General features: G+C 70.4%; 15 protein-coding genes. 2 read left to right on the top strand and 13 right to left on the bottom strand.

Features of this window, described 5'->3' with window-relative positions; translation table 11 throughout:
- Window positions 1–118 precede the first annotated feature (118 nt).
- Complete coding sequence (locus HBB12_RS16845; protein ID WP_236990403.1) at window positions 119–1,501, top strand: GGDEF domain-containing protein; 1,383 nt, start codon at window positions 119–121, stop codon at window positions 1,499–1,501.
- 22 nt (window positions 1,502–1,523) lie between these two features.
- Here HBB12_RS16845 and HBB12_RS16840 read toward each other — a convergent pair whose 3' ends face one another.
- The 11 genes from HBB12_RS16840 to HBB12_RS16790 all read right to left on the bottom strand — a co-directional run bounded on the left by HBB12_RS16840 (window position 1,524) and on the right by HBB12_RS16790 (window position 13,927).
- Window positions 1,524–2,102: an amino acid synthesis family protein gene (locus HBB12_RS16840; protein ID WP_236990402.1), complete on the bottom strand. Its 579-nt coding sequence runs from the start codon at window positions 2,100–2,102 to the stop codon at window positions 1,524–1,526.
- Window positions 2,099–2,953: a UPF0280 family protein gene (locus HBB12_RS16835; RefSeq protein WP_236990401.1), complete on the bottom strand. Its 855-nt coding sequence runs from the start codon at window positions 2,951–2,953 to the stop codon at window positions 2,099–2,101. The genes HBB12_RS16840 and HBB12_RS16835 overlap by 4 nt, the downstream gene beginning before the upstream one ends.
- Before the next feature lie 3 nt (window positions 2,954–2,956).
- Window positions 2,957–3,457, bottom strand: a complete 501-nt coding sequence (locus HBB12_RS16830; protein WP_236990400.1) for a MarR family winged helix-turn-helix transcriptional regulator — start codon at window positions 3,455–3,457, stop codon at window positions 2,957–2,959.
- Window positions 3,454–4,956 carry a 6-hydroxynicotinate reductase gene (locus HBB12_RS16825; RefSeq protein ID WP_236990399.1) on the bottom strand — a complete coding sequence of 501 codons (1,503 nt, stop codon included), beginning with the start codon at window positions 4,954–4,956 and terminating at the stop codon, window positions 3,454–3,456. The genes HBB12_RS16830 and HBB12_RS16825 overlap by 4 nt, the downstream gene beginning before the upstream one ends.
- Entirely contained in the window at window positions 4,953–6,641 is a 1,689-nt protein-coding gene (locus HBB12_RS16820; protein ID WP_236990398.1) for a hydantoinase B/oxoprolinase family protein, read from the bottom strand. Before HBB12_RS16820 ends, HBB12_RS16825 begins: the two co-directional genes overlap by 4 nt.
- Complete coding sequence (locus tag HBB12_RS16815) at window positions 6,638–8,674, bottom strand: hydantoinase/oxoprolinase family protein (RefSeq protein WP_236990397.1); 2,037 nt, start codon at window positions 8,672–8,674, stop codon at window positions 6,638–6,640. The genes HBB12_RS16820 and HBB12_RS16815 overlap by 4 nt, the downstream gene beginning before the upstream one ends.
- Before the next feature lie 296 nt (window positions 8,675–8,970).
- On the bottom strand, window positions 8,971–9,681 hold the full coding sequence (locus HBB12_RS16810) for an ABC transporter ATP-binding protein (RefSeq protein WP_236990396.1): 711 nt from the start codon (window positions 9,679–9,681) through the stop codon (window positions 8,971–8,973).
- Window positions 9,678–10,460 (bottom strand): ABC transporter ATP-binding protein, encoded by a 783-nt coding sequence (locus HBB12_RS16805; protein WP_236990395.1) that lies wholly within the window; start codon window positions 10,458–10,460, stop codon window positions 9,678–9,680. Before HBB12_RS16805 ends, HBB12_RS16810 begins: the two co-directional genes overlap by 4 nt.
- Window positions 10,457–12,343: an ABC transporter permease gene (locus HBB12_RS16800; protein WP_236990394.1), complete on the bottom strand. Its 1,887-nt coding sequence runs from the start codon at window positions 12,341–12,343 to the stop codon at window positions 10,457–10,459. Before HBB12_RS16800 ends, HBB12_RS16805 begins: the two co-directional genes overlap by 4 nt.
- 29 nt (window positions 12,344–12,372) lie before the next feature.
- The gene (locus HBB12_RS16795; RefSeq protein ID WP_236990393.1) at window positions 12,373–13,620 is read right to left on the bottom strand and encodes an ABC transporter substrate-binding protein; all 1,248 of its coding nucleotides are present in this window, start codon (window positions 13,618–13,620) and stop codon (window positions 12,373–12,375) included.
- Window positions 13,621–13,789: 169 nt separating this feature from the next.
- The gene (locus HBB12_RS16790; RefSeq protein WP_236990392.1) at window positions 13,790–13,927 is read right to left on the bottom strand and encodes a hypothetical protein; all 138 of its coding nucleotides are present in this window, start codon (window positions 13,925–13,927) and stop codon (window positions 13,790–13,792) included.
- A 153-nt stretch (window positions 13,928–14,080) separates the two neighbouring features.
- Between HBB12_RS16790 and HBB12_RS16785 the strand changes: the two genes are divergently transcribed.
- Window positions 14,081–14,353, top strand: a complete 273-nt coding sequence (locus HBB12_RS16785) for a hypothetical protein (RefSeq protein WP_236990391.1) — start codon at window positions 14,081–14,083, stop codon at window positions 14,351–14,353.
- 62 nt (window positions 14,354–14,415) lie between these two features.
- Here HBB12_RS16785 and HBB12_RS16780 read toward each other — a convergent pair whose 3' ends face one another.
- Together HBB12_RS16780 and HBB12_RS16775 are read right to left on the bottom strand one after the other, a co-directional pair.
- On the bottom strand, window positions 14,416–15,456 hold the full coding sequence (locus HBB12_RS16780; protein ID WP_236990390.1) for a PAS domain-containing protein: 1,041 nt from the start codon (window positions 15,454–15,456) through the stop codon (window positions 14,416–14,418).
- A 99-nt stretch (window positions 15,457–15,555) separates the two neighbouring features.
- Window positions 15,556–16,596, bottom strand: a complete 1,041-nt coding sequence (locus HBB12_RS16775) for a PAS domain-containing protein (protein WP_236990389.1) — start codon at window positions 16,594–16,596, stop codon at window positions 15,556–15,558.
- Window positions 16,597–16,640 lie beyond the last annotated feature (44 nt).

Raw genomic sequence — 16,640 nt, 5'->3', positions numbered from 1 at the left:
TGCGTCGGACAGGGCGGAGACAGACATGGGAACGGGACGCTGCCGTCTGCGGCTATGCACGACCGTCCTGTCCGTATCCGTCCTGCGGGTTCGCCTCGCCCGGAGCCTCGCCTAGGGCATGGCGATCCTTCGCTCGATCCGCAGGATCTTCGCCGCCGGCCCGCCGGCCCGGGACCCGGCGCTCGCCGGCCGTCTGATGCGGATGATCTTCGGCTGCTACATCGTGGTGGCCGTCGGCCTCACGGCCGTGCAGATGCTCGTGGCCTACCGGGCGGCGAGCCAGCGCCTGCAGGACGACGTGGCGGCGCTCCAGCGCACCTTCAGCCCCGGCATCGAGGACGCGATGTGGCGCTACAACGCCGAGGTGCTGCGCGGCATCCTGGCGGGCATGAAGGAGATCCCGGCGGTGGTGGGCGTCGAGGTCCGCGACGAGGCCGGCCGGCGGGTCCAGGCCACCGGCACCTTCACCGACGAAGCCGGCAAGATCCGGCATATCGGCCGCAACGACGAGATGCCGGCGACACGCAGCTTCGGCACCCCGTTCAGCCGCACCTTCCCGGTCGTGCATACCGACGAGAACGGCCGCCTCTATCCGATCGGATCCTGGACCGTCCATTCCGACGACAGCATCGCGATCGACCAGGTCAAGAACACGCTCTACGTGATCCTGATCAACTCGGCGATCAAGTCGCTGATGTTGTGGTTCATCTTCTATCTGGTCATCCGCACCATGGTGGGCCGGCCGCTCGACCAGATCCGCTCCTACCTCGCCCGGATCGACGCCGACACCCTGGCGGCGCCGCCGCTCACGATCGAGGCCGGCGGGCGCAACGAGCTGCATGCGCTCGCCAACGCGCTCAACACCATGCGCGACCGGCTGCGGCGCTCCTTCGAGGAGAACGCCGCCCTGATGCGCGACCTGCGCGAGATGAACGCGACGCTGCAGGACCGGATCGCCGAGCGCACCCGCGATCTCGAGGCCCTGGCCCATACCGACCTGCTGACCGGCCTGTTCAACCGGCGCAAGCTCGACGAGGCCCTGGCCGAGGCGGCGGAGCGGGCGGCCTCGAGCGGCGCGCCTTTGTCGCTGGTCCTCGGCGACGTCGACAACTTCAAGTCGGTCAACGACCGGCACGGCCACAAGGTCGGCGATCAGGTGCTGGTCGCCTTCGCGGCGCTCCTGCGCGACGCGGTGCGGCCCGCCGACATCCTCGGCCGCTGGGGCGGCGAGGAGTTCATGCTGCTCTGCCCGGACGCCGACCTCGCGGCGGCCTCGGTGATCGCCGAGCGACTGCGCCTGCGCGTCGAGGCGACGTCCCTGCCGGAGGTCGGCTCCCGTACCTGCTCCTTCGGTGTCGCGACGCTGATCCCCGGCGAGAGTACCGACAGCCTCGTCGCCCGGGCCGACGCCGCGCTCTACCGCTGCAAGCGCAACGGCCGCAACCGCGTCGAGGCGAGTTCCGGGCCGTGGCCGGAGGCCGTGGAGCGCGGGGCGGCCTGACGCCCCCGCGCGGCTCGTCCGTTCAACGCTGCCCGTCCCACTTCCCGATCGCGTCCTTCGTCAGCCCGCCGACCCGGGCATGCGGGCGCCCGCCGGTGGTCATCGCCAGCGCGAACAGGATCTCGTCGGCGCGCGGACCGTCCGCCACCGCCACGGTGACGCCGTCGAAATGCGAGCGGACATAGGCCGCGTCCTTGTGGTGGATCGGCACGTCGAGGGAGGCGCCCATCGGCCCGACCTTGGTCATCGACGGGACGATGGCGAGCGCCTGGCCCAGCAATTCGCGCATCGCGTAGCCGCCGGGCACGTGCCACAAAGCCCCGTGCTCCAGCTCGCCGGACGCTCCCACCAGCGAGCCCTTGCCGTAGGCCTCGATCCGGCCGGGATCGCCGCCGAGCGCGTCGAGGAGCTTGCGGGCGCATTCGACGCCGAGCGGCTTCAACGCCTCCATCATCGGGGTGATCTCGGGCTCGTAGCGTCCGGCGAAGGGGTTCTTCACCAGGCAGGCGACGGCGCCCTTGAGGATGGGGTGGGCGAGGGCGGGGCCGCCGTCGTGGCGGACCTCCTCGACGGTGACGACGATCTTGCGGACCTCGATCATGGGCGGATCTCCCTTCTGTCCTCGAGAATGACGGAGCGGCCCTGGAGCATCAGGGCGGCGGAGCGGATCAGGCCGGCGGCGCGCATCGATGACGCTCGCTGCAGGCCGGCCGCGAGGGCGTCGTCGATCTCTCGTCCCGAGAGCACCGGCACCGCGACGGTGACGAGGCGGGAGCCCAGATCGGAATCCGGGTCGAGATCGGTGGCGGGGACGCGCCGGACACCCGGATGACCGGGCAGGTCGACCGCGTTGGCGATCAGCGTCGCGGCGGCGTCGGCGCCGGCGGCGTCGCGGGCGAGCACCGTCACCGAATCGGCGAGCCCGAGGGAGAAGGAACGGCCCTGCCGCCCGGAGGTGGCGATGCCGCCGATCCCGTCTTCGTAGCGCAAGGTGACCCGGCCGTTCATCGCCGGCACCGGGCCGCGGGAGAAATCCGCCGCCACGCCCACCGCCAGGGTCTCGCCCTCGGTGAGGTGCAGCGCGATGTCGCCGCCATCGTTGACGAAGGCCTTGTCGAGGGGAGCGGCCTCGCACATCGCCGCCAGGATCTCGTCGGACACCGCGCCGGCCACCGCGGCCATGGGCGTGACGAACGCCTTGTGCGGCCGGCACGCGGCGACCATCCGGCTGGCGATTCGACCATCGACCCGGGGGTGCTCGCTCATGCCTTTGCGCAATTCCGGCAATTCGCCGACCAGCTCGCCCAGGACCGTCGCGAAGCGGGCGATGGCCGCATGGTGCGCCTCGGCGACCGCGGCGTCCACCCCGTAGGCGCGCAGCACCAGATCGATCGGGCCGTGCTGGAGGTGCAGCCGCCCATCCGCCAGGACCTGGTGCGCCGGGCCGTCCATCGCTCAGCCGAGCCGGGCAAGCAGGCGGGTCAGCTCGGCGGCCTCCGTGGCGGAGAGGGGCGCGAGCGTGCGGGCCGTCACCTCGGCGCCGCGGCTCTTCATCGCCTCGATCACCCCGATCCCCTCCGCGGTCAGGGTCAGCAGCACCAGCCGGGCATCGGATTCGTCGGAGGTCGGCCGCACCAGGCCGCGGGTGGTGAGGCGGCGGGCGACGCCGAACATCGTCGCCGGATCGACGCCGACGAGGCGCCCGACCTGGTTCTGCGAGGTCGCTCCGAGATCGTGCAGCTTGCACATCACGGCGTACTGCACCGGCGTGACGGAAAAGTCCCGCATCACCGTCTCGAAGATCGCCGAGGCGCGCTGATGCGCCCGGCGGATCAGGTAGCCGATCTGATCCTCGACCCTGTAGGTGCGGATCGCCTCGGGGTCGATCTCCGGATCGGGCAAGGATGCGGGCAAGGATGCGGGCAAGGGCGCGGCGCTCGCGCGAGGCGCGCTCATGCGACCGCCCCGGCGGGCCAGGGATGATCGGGATTCCAGCCGTCGATCCGGGCGGCCGGCCCGACCTCGCGCAGGACGTCCGTCATCGCCACCACGTCGCCGTCGTGCCCCCCCAAGCGGGCATAGAGATCGCGCGGCAGGGTGAATTCGATCGGCGCCACGATCGCCGGGGTCGGCACGGAGCCGAAGGCGTTCTTCGGCAGCCGGGTCACGTCGGCCATCACCGTGATGCCGCCGCCGGGCCAGACCGTGACCGGCGCGCCGCCCATCGTCACCCGGGTCTCGCCGGCGGCGACCGAGCGGGTGAGCAGCACCGGGTTCTCGGTGACCCCGGCCCGCAGGGAACCGCCGGCCCCGGCCATGAACAGCACGGTGCAGAGCGAGGGCTCGCAATTCTCGCCGATGCGGTCGACCACGGCCTGCACCGGGGCCGGCATCTCGGCCGGCACGGGCTTCAGGTCGTCGTCGAGGACGAGCCAGAGGGCGTGTTCCCCAGTGGTCGAGGTCATGAGGAGGCGCAGGCCCGGCCAGGCGGTGGCGGGATCGATCGCCTGGATGATGCCGAGGGGGTCGGCGATGTCGGTGCCGCCCCAGCCGATGCCGGGATTGGCGACCTGGAAGTAGCGTCCCGGCGTCGAGCGCCGGCCCTTCACCCGGATGCCGGCCGGGCGCATGCCCAGCACCTTGCCGGCCTGGTGCTCGGTGAGCACGCCGGTGATGTGGTCGTCGACGACGATCACCTCGTCGGCGTGTCCCAGCCATTGCTTCGCGAAGATGCCGACCGTCGCCGAGCCGCAGCCGACGCGCATGCGCTGTTCCGGCACCCCGTCGACGATCGGCGCGTGACCGGCCTGGACCACGACCTCGTGGCCGTTCTCGATCGTCATCGTCACGGGCTCGCCCGCGCACAGGCGGAGCAGCGTGTCGCAGGTGACGGTGCCCTCCTTCTTCGAGCCGCCGGTGAGGTGGCGCACGCCGCCGACCGACAGCATCTGCGAGCCGTATTCGGCGGTGGTGACGTGGCCGACCTCCTCGCCGTTGACCCGGATGGCGGCGCGCTCGGGGCCGAGATGGCGGTCGGTGTCGATCTTCACCTTCACGCCGCAATAGCTGAAGATGCCCTCGGTCACGACCGTGACGGTCTCGACGCCCGCGTGCTCGCTCGCCACGATGAAGGGAGCGGGCTTGTAGTCCGGATAGGTGGTGCCGGCGCCGATGCCGGTGACGAAGGTGCGCGAAGGATCGAGCACCCGCCCGTCCCATTCCGCCGCCCCGAACGGCACCAGCTTCCGGCCGGATTCCGCCGCGTCGTGCAGCAGCACGACCGGGTCGGTGCGCACGAGGTGGCCGTCCTCGTTGGCGTAGCGCGAGCAGGCGCCGGAGCGGCCGGGCCGGATCCGGCACAGGACCGGGCAGGCATCGCAGCGCACGATGCCGTCGGCCTCCTGCGCGCCGAATTTCTTGGAGCGGGCTTCGGTGGAGAGGCTGTCGGCGCTCATGATCGGCTCCCCCACAAGGTTTCGGTGTCGTCCGCCCGGTAGTAGCCCCGGCGCAGGTCGCGGGCGACGAGGGCGGGGTCGCGGGTCTCCGGCGCGCCGTAGCCGCCGCCGCCCGGGGTCATCACCTCGACCCGGTCGCCGGCCTTGATCGCGATGTTCTGGTCCTTCGACAGGTGGAGCGGGACGATCGTCTCCCCGTCGCGGTGGATGCGCACCACGTTCGGCGCCCCGTCCCCGCCGCCGAGCACCCCCGGCGGGCCGAAGCGGCCGTGATCCATCACGAAGGAGGCCCGGGCCTCGCCGCGCAGCAATTCCACCTCGTAATGCACGCCGAAGCCGCCCCGATGGGCGCCGGCTCCGCCGGAACCCTCGCGCAGCGCGAAGCGGCGGAAGAGGACGGGGTAGTATTGCTCCATCACCTCGACCGGGGCGGTCTTCGAGATGCCGATGGTCGAGCAGCCGTTCGACAGCCCGTCATGGGCGGCGTTGCCGCCGTAGCCGCCGCCGGTGATCTGGTACATCACGTAAGGCGCGTTCTTCGCCGGATCGAAGCCGCCGAGCGCGAAATTGCCCGAGGTGCCGGCCGGCGCCGCCGTCACCTTGCCGGGAATGGCCTGGACGAGGGCCAGGAACACGGCCTCGGCGATACGCTGGCTGACTTCCGCGGCGCAGCCCGAGACGGGCCGCGGGTAGCGCGCATCGAGGAAGGTGCCCTCCGGCCGATGGATCGTCAGCGGCTCGAAGGTGCCGGCATTGATCGGCACGTCCGGGAAGACGTGCTTCACCGCGAGGTAGACCGACGAATAGGTCGTCGCCACCACCGAGTTCATCGGGCCGCGGCAGGGCGGTGACGAGCCCGAGAAGTCGAAGGTGAGGCCGTCGCCGGCCTTGGTCAGGTTGAGGGCGATGCGCAGGGGCTCGTTCACCACGCCGTCGGAATCGACGAAGGCCTCGGACGTGTAGGTCCCGTCCGGGATCTGGCGGATCTCGGCCCGCATCCGCTCGGCCGAGCGGGCGCGGATCTCCTTGATCGCCGCGTCGAGCGTGTCGGGGCCGTATTTCTTGAGCAGGTCGGTGAGCCGGCTCTCGCCGACCATCAGGGCTGCCGCTTGCGCCTTGATGTCGCCGATGCGCTGGTCGGCGACGCGGATGTTGGAGGCGATGATGGAAAAGATCTCCTGGTCCATCGTGCCGCGCTTGAACAGCTTGACCGGCGGCAGGCGCAATCCCTCCTGCTCGACCTCCGTCGCATGGGCCGAGAAGCCGCCCGGCACCATGCCGCCGATATCGGGCCAGTGGCCGGTATTCTGGAGCCAGCAGAACAGTTTTTCTGCGACGAAGACCGGCTTGACGAACCGCACGTCCATCAGGTGCGTGCCGCCGAGATAGGGATCGTTGACGATGTAGATGTCGCCGGGCTCCGGCGCTCCGACCCGGCCCTCGCGGATCAGCCGGATCAGCTCCCCGGTCGAATACTGCATCGTGCCGACGAAGACCGGCAACCCGTACTCGCCCTGCGAGATCAGCGCGCCGGTGTCGCGGTCGTAGATCCCGTCCGAGCGGTCGTCGGCCTCGGCGATCACCGGGGAGAAGGCCGAGCGCGAGAAGGCGATGTCCATCTCGTTGCAGACCTGCTGCAACCCGGCCTGGATCACCGCCAGGGTGAGGGCATCGAGACTGCTCATACCCGGATCCTCACATTGCCGATGGCATCGACCCGCGCCGTGGCGCCGGGCTCGATCACGGTCGTGGCGTCGATCTGCTGGATGACGGCCGGCCCGACGATCTCGGCGCCGAGCGGCAGGGCCTCGCGGGTGTAGATCGCGGCCTCGTGCCAGGCGCCGCCGGCATAGACCGGGCGGGTGCCCAGGCGGGCACCCGCCAGATCGGTACGACCCGCCTCGTCGATCAATGCCGCGAGCGGGAAGGGCTTTCGCCGTCCGATCACCGAGGTGACGAGGTTGACCACCACGGCCCGGATCTCCGGCAGCCGGACCTGGAAGCGGCGGAAATACGCCGCCTCGAACAACTCCTGGAGCGTCGCGCGGTCGATCTCCGGGGAGGGCAGGGCGACGCGGATCAGGTGGGTCTGGCCGCGGAACTGCATGTCGGCCCCGTAGGTGACCGTGGTCTCCTCGATCTCGGCCTGCTCCTCGGCCACCATCGCGAGGGCATCCGCCGCCTGCTCCTCGAGGACTGCGCGAAGATCCGCCATGTCGAGCCCGTCGAGGGGCCGGTTGAGGGTGCGGACCCGGTCCTGGCGTAAGTCGGCGACGAGGCAGCCGAGCGCGTTGGTGAGGCCGGGCCGGGCCGGCACCAGCACTTCCGGGATGCCGAGTTCCCGGGCGAGCGCCACGGCGTGGAGCGGACCGGCGCCGCCGAAGGCGAAGAGCACGAAGTCGCGCGGGTCGTAGCCGCGCGACAGGGACACCATGCGGATGGCGCCGCTCATATGGACGTTGCCCAGGCGGATCACCGCCTCCGCCGCTTCCTCGACGCTCATCCCGAGGGGCCCGGCGAGGTCGCGGGCGAAGGCCTCGCGGATCGTCTCGATCGAGACTCCCGCCCGCACGGCGGTGAGCCGGGCCGGATCGAGGCGGCCGAGGACCAGGTTGGCGTCGGTGATGGTCGGCCGGGCGCCGCCGCGGCCGTAGCCGATCGGGCCCGGCTCGGAGCCGGCGCTCTCGGGGCCGACCTGCAGCATCCCGGCCCGGTTGACGGAGGCGATCGAGCCGCCGCCGGCCCCGACCGTGTGCACGTCGACCATCGGCAGGTGGATCGGCAGGCCGTAATCGATGGTCAGTTCGGCCGAGACCTCCGGGACGCCGCCGGCGATCAGCGCCACGTCGGTCGAGGTCCCGCCCATGTCGTAGGTGATGGCGTTCGTGAGCCCCGACTGGGCGAGGGTGGCCGCCGCCGCCATCACCCCGGAGGCCGGGCCCGACATCACGGTCTTGGCCGCCGCCTCGACGACGAGCCCCGCCGGCACGGTGCCGCCATTGCCGTTCATCACCAGCAGGTCGCGGGAAAAGCCCTGGGCGCGCAGGTCGTCCTGGAGCCGGCGGATGTAGCGGTCGAGGATCGGCTGCACCGCGGCGTTGACCGAGGCGGTGGTGCCGCGCTCGTATTCGCGGAACTCCGACAGCAGCGCGTGGCCCAGCGTGATGTAGGCGTTCGGCCAGATCTCCCGGGCGATGGCGCCGGCGCGCAGCTCGTGGTCCGGATTCGCGTAGGCGTGCAGGAAGTGGATCACCAGGGCCTCGCAGCCCTCTGCCAGCAGGGCGCGCACGGCCTCGGCCACCGCCGCTTCGTCGAGGGGGGTACGGACCGCGCCGTCCGCCATGATCCGCTCCGGCACCTCGCGGCGCCACTCGCGCGGGATCAGCGGCTCGAAGGTGCCGAACAATCCGTAGGGCTTGGGCCGGGTGCGGCGCCCGAGCTCGAGGACATCGCGAAAGCCTTCCGTGGTGATGAGGCCGACCTTGGCGGTCTTGCGCTCCAGCACCGCGTTGGTGGTCGCGGTGGTGCCGTGGATGACGAGGTCGAGGGTGCTCGGCGCCACCTCGGCGGCGTGAATGGCCGCCAGCACGCCCTCGGCCTGGTTGCGGATCGTCGTCGGCACCTTGGCGAGGCGCACGCGCACGCCGGACTTGTCCGCCTCCGTCAGGAGAAGGTCGGTGAAGGTGCCGCCGACATCGATGCCTGCCACGCGTCTCACGTCACACCTCGATCATTCGCCTACGAACGGTTTCGTTGGGGGCCGGCGGGGGGCCGGCGCTGTGTCGATGCACTACCCTTTGAAAGTAGCGCGCCTCTCCTCCCCCTTGTGGGGAGGAGCTGGAGGTGGGGGTGGTGCCGGATAAAGCGCTGCGCTCTACGCGGCACCACCCCCACGCGGGATCTTCGATCCCCATAGCCCCTCCCCACAAGGGGGAGGGGAAAGCGCCCGCATTTGTAACGGGTTAGTCTACTGGACGTGGGAGAGGGGATCCCGCGCCATCTCCGGAAAACCCCTCACACCGTCAGGTACGCTTCCCGCACCGCCTCATCCGCCTCCAACGCCGCCATCGTCCCCTCGAAATGGATCGCGCCCTTCTCGATCACGTAGGCCCGGTCCGAGACCGCGCCGGCAAAGCTCAAATTCTGTTCCGAGAGCAGGACCGCGATGCCCTCGCGCTTCATCCGGAGCACGGCGTCGGCCATCTGCTCGACGATGACCGGCGCCAGACCCTCCGAGGGCTCGTCGAGCAGCACCGCGTGAGGATTGCCCATCAGGGTCCGGGCGATGGTGAGCATCTGCTGCTCGCCGCCCGACATCGCGGCGGCCCGGCGGGTGCGCATCTCGGCGAGGTTGGGAAAGATCGAGAACAGCTTGTCCGGCGTCCAGGCGGCGCGCCCGTCCGCCGGCACCTTGCGGCCGACCTCGAGGTTTTCCATCACCGTGAGGTCGGTGAAGATGCGCCGCTCCTCCGGCACGTAGCCGAGGCCGAGGCGGGCGACGCGAAACGGCTCCCAACCGGTGACCGCCCGGCCCTCGAACCACACCGTGCCGCCGGTCGGCGGCAGCACCCCCATGATCGCCTTGAGCGTCGTCGACTTGCCGGCGCCGTTGCGGCCCATCAGTGCCACGACCTCGCCGGGGCGCAGGCGCAGGGTCACGCCGAACAGCACCTGGGCCCGGCCGTACGACGCCGTCAGGCCCGAGACGTCGAGAAGAGCGTTCATGCCACCGCCTTCCGGCGCGCGCGCATCGCCGCCTCGGTGCCGGCCTCGCCGAGATAGACCTGCTTGACCCGCGGGTTCGCCCGGATCTCCTCCGGCGTGCCGGCGGCGATGATCTCGCCGCGCACCAGCACCAGCACCCGGTCGGCATGGGCGAAGACCGCCTCCATGTCGTGCTCGGTGTAGAGAACGCCGATGCCGCGCGTCCGCGCCACCTCGGCGGTGAGCGCCATCAGCCCCGAGCGCTCCCGCGGCGCCATGCCGGCAGTGGGCTCGTCCATCAGCAGCAGCTTGGGCCGGGAGGCGAGGGCCACCGCCAGTTCGACCCGCTTCACGTCGCCATAGGCCAGTTCCGAGACCGGGCGCTCGGCGTCCGTCCGCATCCCGACCCCGGCGAGCAGGGACAACGCCTCGTCGCGGTAGAGCGCGCTCGCATCCCGGAACAGGCCGCGCGAGCGGCCGTGATGCGACAGGAGCGCCATCTGGACGTTCTCGGCCACCGTCATCGACACGAAGGTCTGGGCGACCTGGAAGGTGCGCCCGACGCCGGCCTTCCAGATCGCCCGCGCCGGCAGGCCGGCGATCGAGCGCCCGTCGAGCGCGATGGTTCCGGCATCGGGGCGGAGCTGCCCGCCCACCATGTTGAAGGTGGTGGACTTGCCGGCGCCGTTCGGCCCGATGATCGCCAGCATTTCGCCGGCCGCCAGGGTGAACGACACGTCCTTGGCGGCGGCGACGCCGCCGAAGCGCTTGGTCAGGCCCGCGACGACGAGGAGCGTCATGCCGAGACCTCCACCGGTTTGGGGGCGATCTTGCGGCCGCGCAGGGCTTCCGCCGCACCGGCGAGCCCGCGCGGGAAGGCGAGCACGGTCGCGATGATGGCGATCCCCAGGAGAAGCCGCCAGAACTCGGTCAGCGGCATCACCGCGTCCTTGAGCGCGTGGAAGAAGGCGGCGCCGACGAGCGGGCCCATCACGGTCTGGATGCCGCCGACCAGCACCATCACCAGGAAGTCGATCGAGAGCGGGATGCCGGTCAGCGTCGGGTCGATCGAGCCCTTCATGAAGGCGTAGAGCCCGCCCGCGAGCCCGGCCGCGGCGCCCGCGAGCGTGAAGGCGAGCCAGCGATGGGTGCGCACGTCGAGGCCGATCGCCTCGGCCCGGGTGGCGGAATCGCGCGCCGCCCGCAAGGTGTAGCCGAAGGGCGCGTAGATCACCCGTCGCAAGAGCACGATCGCGGTGAGCGACAGGGCTGCGACGAGGTAGAAGTAGGTATTGCGGCCCGAAGCCCAGGAGGACGGCCAGACGCCGACGACGCCGTTGTCGCCCCCCGTCACCTCGACCCACTGGAAGCAGACCGCGTAGACGATCTGCCCGAAGGCGAGCGTCAGCATGGCGAGGTAGATGCCCGACAGCCGCACGATGAAGAAGCCGAACAGGGCCGCGCCGATGCCGGCGGCAAGCGGCGCCGCGACGAGGGCCAGCTCCATCGGCGCCTTGAACGGCCCGGTGACGAGGAGCCCCGCCGCGTAGGCGCCGAGCCCAAAGTAGGCCGCGTGCCCGAACGACACCAAGCCGCCGACCCCGACCAGGAATTGCAGCGAGAAGGCGGCGAGCGCGAAGATCAGGATCTCGGTCGCGACCTTGACCTTGTAGGCGTCGCCGACGAGCGGCACCGCCAGCAGGGCGAGGATGGCAAGGCCGGCCAGCGCGGTTTCGGCCGGGCGGAAGCGGCGTAAGGCGGGAATTCCCTCCGGCGGCATCACCCGGCCCGAGGCGGCTTCCGGCCGGCCGAACAGTCCCCAGGGCTTGACCACCAGCACCACCGCCATCAGGGCGAAGACGAGGACCAGCGTCACCTTCGGAAAGATCAGGATGCCGAAGGCCTGGAGCTGGCCGATGATGAGCGCCGCCACGAAGGCGCCCGGCACCGAGCCCATCCCGCCGATCACCGTGACCACGAAGGCATCGGTGATGACCGAGAGGTCCATATGGGCGTTGGCGGGGATGCGCGGGATCTGGAGCGCGCCGCCGAGCCCCGCGAGGCTGGCCCCGAGAAACAGCGTCAGGGTGAAGAGACGGGCCTGGTTGACGCCGAGCGCGCCGACCATATCGCGGTCCTGGGTCGCCGCCCGGATCAGCACCCCGAAGCGGGTGCGGTGCATGAGGAGCCAGAGGAGACCCAGCACCAGGGGACCGACGGCGATCAGCACCAGCTCGTAGGCGGGGAAGCGCTGGCCGAGGATCTCGACGCCGTGGCGCAGCGAGGGCGCCCGGGGGCCGGCGATGTCGACCGGGCCCCAGACCTTCAGCACCAGATCCTCGACGATCAGCACGATGCCGAAGGTGGCGAGCAGCTGGAACAGCTCCGGCACCCGGTAGATGCGGCGCAGCAGCAGGACCTCGACCGCGACGCCGATCAGACCGACGAGGAGGGCCGAGAGCAGCACCCCGAGGAAGAACGCGGCCGGCGAGTACGACAGGTCGAGGAGCCGCGGCACGATCGTGACCGCGATGTAGGCCCCCAGCATGTAGAACGAGCCGTGGGCGAAGTTCACGATCCGGGTGACGCCGAACACGATCGTCAGCCCGGAGGCGATCACGAACAGCGACGAGGCGCTGGCGAGACCGGACAAGGCCTGGAGGACGAGGAAGGACGGGTCCATGGGGCCTTGCGCTCCGGCTCTTCGACGGGTCAGGCCTTGCGGGCCGCCTTCACCTCGGCCTCGGGGAACATGTAGTTCGCCCCGTCGGCGTAGCGGACGTTCTTCATCGTGCCCTGGCGGCCATTGAGCGCCGTCTCGCCGATCCAGGCCCCCAACGTCGACTGGTGGTCGAGCGCCCGCATCGTCACCGGGCCGGCGATGGTCTGGGAGGTCAGGCCTTCCAGCGCCGAAATCATCGCCTCGGTCTCGGTCGAGCCGGCTTTCTCCAGCATGTCGCGGATCATGCCGACGACGACGTATCCGAGCAGCGAGCCGAGGCGCGGGGTGTCGTTGAACCGGGCCCGGTAGGCGGCGACGAATTCCTTGTGGCCGTTGGTGTCGATGGTCTCCCACGGATAGCCGGTGGTGATCCAGCCTTCCGGCGTCTCGTCGCCGAGCGGGATCATGTATTCCGGCTCGCCGGTGAGCAGGCTCGCGACCTTGCGCTTCTCGAACAGCCCGCGGGTGTTGCCCTCGCGCACGAAGGCGGTGAGGTCGGCGCCGAACAGCACGTTGAACAGACCGTCGGCCTTCATCTGCGACAGGGCGCCGACGGTGGCGCCGGCATCGACCTTGCCCAAGGCCGGGAACTGCTCGCCCACCACCTCGAAGCCCGGCACCGCGGCGGCCATCAGCTTCTTGAAGTTGGCGGCGGCGGACTGGCCGTACTCGTAGTTCGGCGCCACGATCGCCCAGCGCTTGACGCCGCTGCCCTTCACCGCGTCCACCAGCATGCGGGTCTGCATGTAGGTGTTGGGCCGCACCCGGAAGGTGTAGCGGTTGCCGCTGCCCATGGTGAGCGCGTCGGTCAGGGGCTCGGTGGCGAGGAAGAGCGCCTTGCGCTGGTTGGCGAAATCCGCGACGGCCAGCCCGACATTGGACAGGAAGGTGCCGCACAGGAAGGCGACGTTCTCGCGGGTCAGCAATTCCTCGGCGACCCGGGTCGCATCTCCCGGGGTCGAGCCGTCGTCGCGAAAGACGATCTCGATCGGGCGGCCGCCGAGGGCCTTGATGCCGCCGGCCTTGTTGACGGCGTCCTGCGCGAGCTGCATGGCATTGCGGTAGGGCACCGCGAAGGCGGCCATGCGGCCATAGGAGTTCAGCTCGCCGATCCGGATCGGCCCTGTTCCTTGTTGCGCGACCGCCCGGGACGCCGCGAGCCCGAGCGGAGCGGCTGCGAGGCCACCCAGGACGGTGCGGCGGGACAGGGGACGAAACGTCTCGTCGCGGGTCGACATGGCGCGAACCTCCGGCCCATCCCGGCGCGACTTCGGCGACCGGAATGCAAACTCGTTCGTAGGCAAACGATACTGTGCCGGAGACGAGACGCAAGGCCCAAGTCTGAGGAAATTCAGGGCGCCACTTGTCGCCGAAATGCGCAACGTGGCGCTTTCGGAAGTCGGCTCCTCAGAATCCCGCCTCGCGGGCGAGCCAGGCATCGAGGGCGCGCTCGCGCTCCGCCTCGATCATCGCGGCGACCCAGGCCGCCTGCTCGATGCGCGTGGTCTCGGCCGGGTCCTCGTCGCGTTCGGGCGTCTGCTGCATGGCCTGTCCTCCGTTCTCATCCGTCGTCTCGATGAGAACAAATTAGGAACATGCCTCCGCGATGGCAAGTCGGGCCGCTTGTGGAAAATCGGGACCTTGGCCGGTCGGCTGCGCGTTGGGGCCTCACGATACCTCGGAGACGGAAAACACCCCATGCGAACGACGATCCTCGCCCTCGCCGCCACCTTCGCCCTCACGGGCGCCGCCCTGGCCCAGACCGGCGTGCCCGGCTCGGCCGAGAACAACATGAACAATCCGGGCAGCGTGAAGAGCAACGCCGAGAAGGGTATGCCGGGCCGCGAGATGCCCGCCACCACCGGCACCGTGACGCCGATGGCGCCCGGCGCCGCCACCCGCACCGACGACCTGCCGAGCCACAGCGGCGGCAACGCCGCGGCGACGAGCCCGGCCAACCGAGCCCGCTGAGCCCGGGCCCGCCGAATCCTTGCCACGGCGCGGGCGGGTCGCTCCCGCCCGCGCCTTTCGTCTCAGGTCTTCGCCACCGCCAGGGTGCCGTCATCCATCGCGATGAAGCGGATCCCGGCCCGGCGCAGGGCATCCATGGCCTTGTGGCGCGAGCGGGCGCCCTGACCCTCGGCATCCTCCTCGAGGCGCCGCACCGTCGAGAGCGACAGGCCGCTCGCCTGGGCGAGTGTCCCCCGCGACCAGTCGAGCAGGCCTCTCGCCGCCCGCAGGTGATCCGCCCGCACGGTCTGGTCGAGGGCGCGCCGGACCCGTCGGCTCGCGGGAATGTCGGCCGTCCGGATCGTCGCCGCCGAGAGATGGATCGGGTACTTCATGCCGGCCCGACCGTTGTAGCGCCCCGCCTCGTCCCAGACCGGCACACCGATGATGCGGAACTGCCAGACCTCGCCGTTGGCGAGGCGCTCGCGCGCCTTGCCCACAAAACGCACTTGCGGAGTGTGGACGGCCATGGCGCGCTCGCGGAACGCCGTGCGTTCCTCGGGCACGACCATGACGAAGGGGTCCAGGCTGATCTCCTGCAGGGACAGGCCATGCACCTGCGCCATCTCGGGCGGGAAATCGTGCGTCCGATCCACCCCCACCGCGTAGGCCGTCGCGTAGGTCGTCCGGTAGAGCGCCCGGCCGCGCCGCTGCTCGGCGGCCTGCGCCTGACGCAACTGCTCGCGGTCGGTGACGTCGAGGGCGACCCCGCTCAAGGATAAAGGCCGGCCCTCCGGCGAGACGCGCAGTTCCGACAGGACCGACAGAATGCGCAGCTCGCCGGAGGGCCGGATCAGCCGAACGGTCGCGCGCGGCGAGACGTGGCCCTGAACCGCCTCAGACGGGCTTGCCAGCTGCACCCGGTCGTCGGGATGCAGAAGTTCGACGAAGAGGTCGTAGCTGGCGGTGGCGATGGACGGGTCCAGGCCGAGGAGCCGGAAGAAGCTCGGCGACCACCGCTGCTCATCCGACGCGAACGTCCAGCGCCAGCCTCCCACGAGGCCGTAGTCTTCGATCGTGCGCAGGAAGATGTCGGAACATGAGGTGAGGTCGGCAGCGTCCATGCGCACAGCGTTCAGTGGCGAATTTTCATCATTTTTAAAGCCGACACCATGGCCGCGATGTCAAGGCCGTCGCCACGTTCTCCGTCCGGACTTTCGTCATCAGACCCTGGCCACTGCGATCGCGCCGTCATCCATCGCGATGAAGCGGATTCCGGCCTGGCGAAGCGCGGTCACGGCCTTGTAGCGCGAGCGGGCGCCCTGGCCTTCGAGGTTGTCCTCAAGGCGCCGCACCGTCGAGAGCGACAGGCCGCCGGCCGCCGCGAGCGTCGCCATCGACCAGTCGAGCAGCCCGCGGGCCGCCCGCAGGTGATGGCCTCGCACGGCCTGTTCGAGGGCGCGCCGCAGGGCGGGATCCTCGGGGGTGTCGGCGCGGCCCGCTGGCGCGCCGGATTCGTGGACCGGATACTTCATGCCGGTCCAGCCGCGATACTCGCCCGCCGCACTCCACACCGGCACGCCGACGAGGCGGAACTTGACCACCTCGCCGCTGGCCAGGCGCTCGCGCGGCATTCCCTGGAAGCGCATGTGGCGATCGTGCATCTCCCAGCCCCGGTTCCGAAAGGCCGCGCGCTCCTCCGGCACCAGCATCAGGAACGGATCGACCTGAATCTCCTCCAGGGACAACCCGTGCACCTGCGCGACTTCGGCAGGGAAATGATGCACGAGGTCGAGGCCGAGGGAATAGGTCGCCGTGTAGGAGGTCAGGTAGAGCGCCTGGCGGCGGCGCTGCTCGGCGGCCTGCGCCTGACGCAGCCGCTCGCGATCGGTGACGTCGAGGACGACCCCGCTCAAGGATAAAGGCCGCCCCTCCGCCGAGACGCGCAGTTCCGACAGGACCGACAGGACGCGCAGCTCGCCGCCCGGCCTGATCAGCCGGACGGTCGCGCGCGGCGAGACATGGCCCTGAACGACCTCCGACGGGCTTGCCAGCTGCACCCGGTCGTCGGGATGCAGGAGCTCGACGAACAGATCGTAGCGGGCGGTGACGACGGAAGGATCGAGGCCGAGGAGCCGGAAGAAACCCGGCGACCAACGCTGCTCACCCGACGTGAACGTCCAATGCCACCCTCCCGCGAGGCCGTAATCCTCGATCGTGCGCAGGAAAACATCGGAACATGACGTAAGATCGGCAGCGTCCATGCACCCGTCATTCAGAAAAACACATTCTTGTTGTAGCTATGGGA

Source organism: Methylobacterium sp. SyP6R, assembly GCF_019216885.1.
Taxonomy (GTDB): domain Bacteria; phylum Pseudomonadota; class Alphaproteobacteria; order Rhizobiales; family Beijerinckiaceae; genus Methylobacterium.
The sequence above is the reverse complement of the archived record's forward strand: the minus strand, read 5'-3'. Positions and strand labels throughout refer to the sequence as shown.

Excerpts from the sequence above, each read along its gene's own strand:
- HBB12_RS16845 (WP_236990403.1), top strand. The coding sequence starts at position 119 with ATGGCGATCCTTCGCTCGATCCGCAGGATCTTCGCCGCCGGCCCGCCG.
- HBB12_RS16840 (WP_236990402.1), bottom strand. The coding sequence starts at position 2,102 with ATGATCGAGGTCCGCAAGATCGTCGTCACCGTCGAGGAGGTCCGCCAC.
- HBB12_RS16835 (WP_236990401.1), bottom strand. The coding sequence starts at position 2,953 with ATGGACGGCCCGGCGCACCAGGTCCTGGCGGATGGGCGGCTGCACCTC.
- HBB12_RS16830 (WP_236990400.1), bottom strand. The coding sequence starts at position 3,457 with ATGAGCGCGCCTCGCGCGAGCGCCGCGCCCTTGCCCGCATCCTTGCCC.
- HBB12_RS16825 (WP_236990399.1), bottom strand. The coding sequence starts at position 4,956 with ATGAGCGCCGACAGCCTCTCCACCGAAGCCCGCTCCAAGAAATTCGGC.
- HBB12_RS16820 (WP_236990398.1), bottom strand. The coding sequence starts at position 6,641 with ATGAGCAGTCTCGATGCCCTCACCCTGGCGGTGATCCAGGCCGGGTTG.
- HBB12_RS16810 (WP_236990396.1), bottom strand. The coding sequence starts at position 9,681 with ATGAACGCTCTTCTCGACGTCTCGGGCCTGACGGCGTCGTACGGCCGG.
- HBB12_RS16805 (WP_236990395.1), bottom strand. The coding sequence starts at position 10,460 with ATGACGCTCCTCGTCGTCGCGGGCCTGACCAAGCGCTTCGGCGGCGTC.
- HBB12_RS16800 (WP_236990394.1), bottom strand. The coding sequence starts at position 12,343 with ATGGACCCGTCCTTCCTCGTCCTCCAGGCCTTGTCCGGTCTCGCCAGC.
- HBB12_RS16795 (WP_236990393.1), bottom strand. The coding sequence starts at position 13,620 with ATGTCGACCCGCGACGAGACGTTTCGTCCCCTGTCCCGCCGCACCGTC.
- HBB12_RS16790 (WP_236990392.1), bottom strand. The coding sequence starts at position 13,927 with ATGCAGCAGACGCCCGAACGCGACGAGGACCCGGCCGAGACCACGCGC.
- HBB12_RS16785 (WP_236990391.1), top strand. The coding sequence starts at position 14,081 with ATGCGAACGACGATCCTCGCCCTCGCCGCCACCTTCGCCCTCACGGGC.
- HBB12_RS16780 (WP_236990390.1), bottom strand. The coding sequence starts at position 15,456 with ATGGACGCTGCCGACCTCACCTCATGTTCCGACATCTTCCTGCGCACG.
- HBB12_RS16775 (WP_236990389.1), bottom strand. The coding sequence starts at position 16,596 with ATGGACGCTGCCGATCTTACGTCATGTTCCGATGTTTTCCTGCGCACG.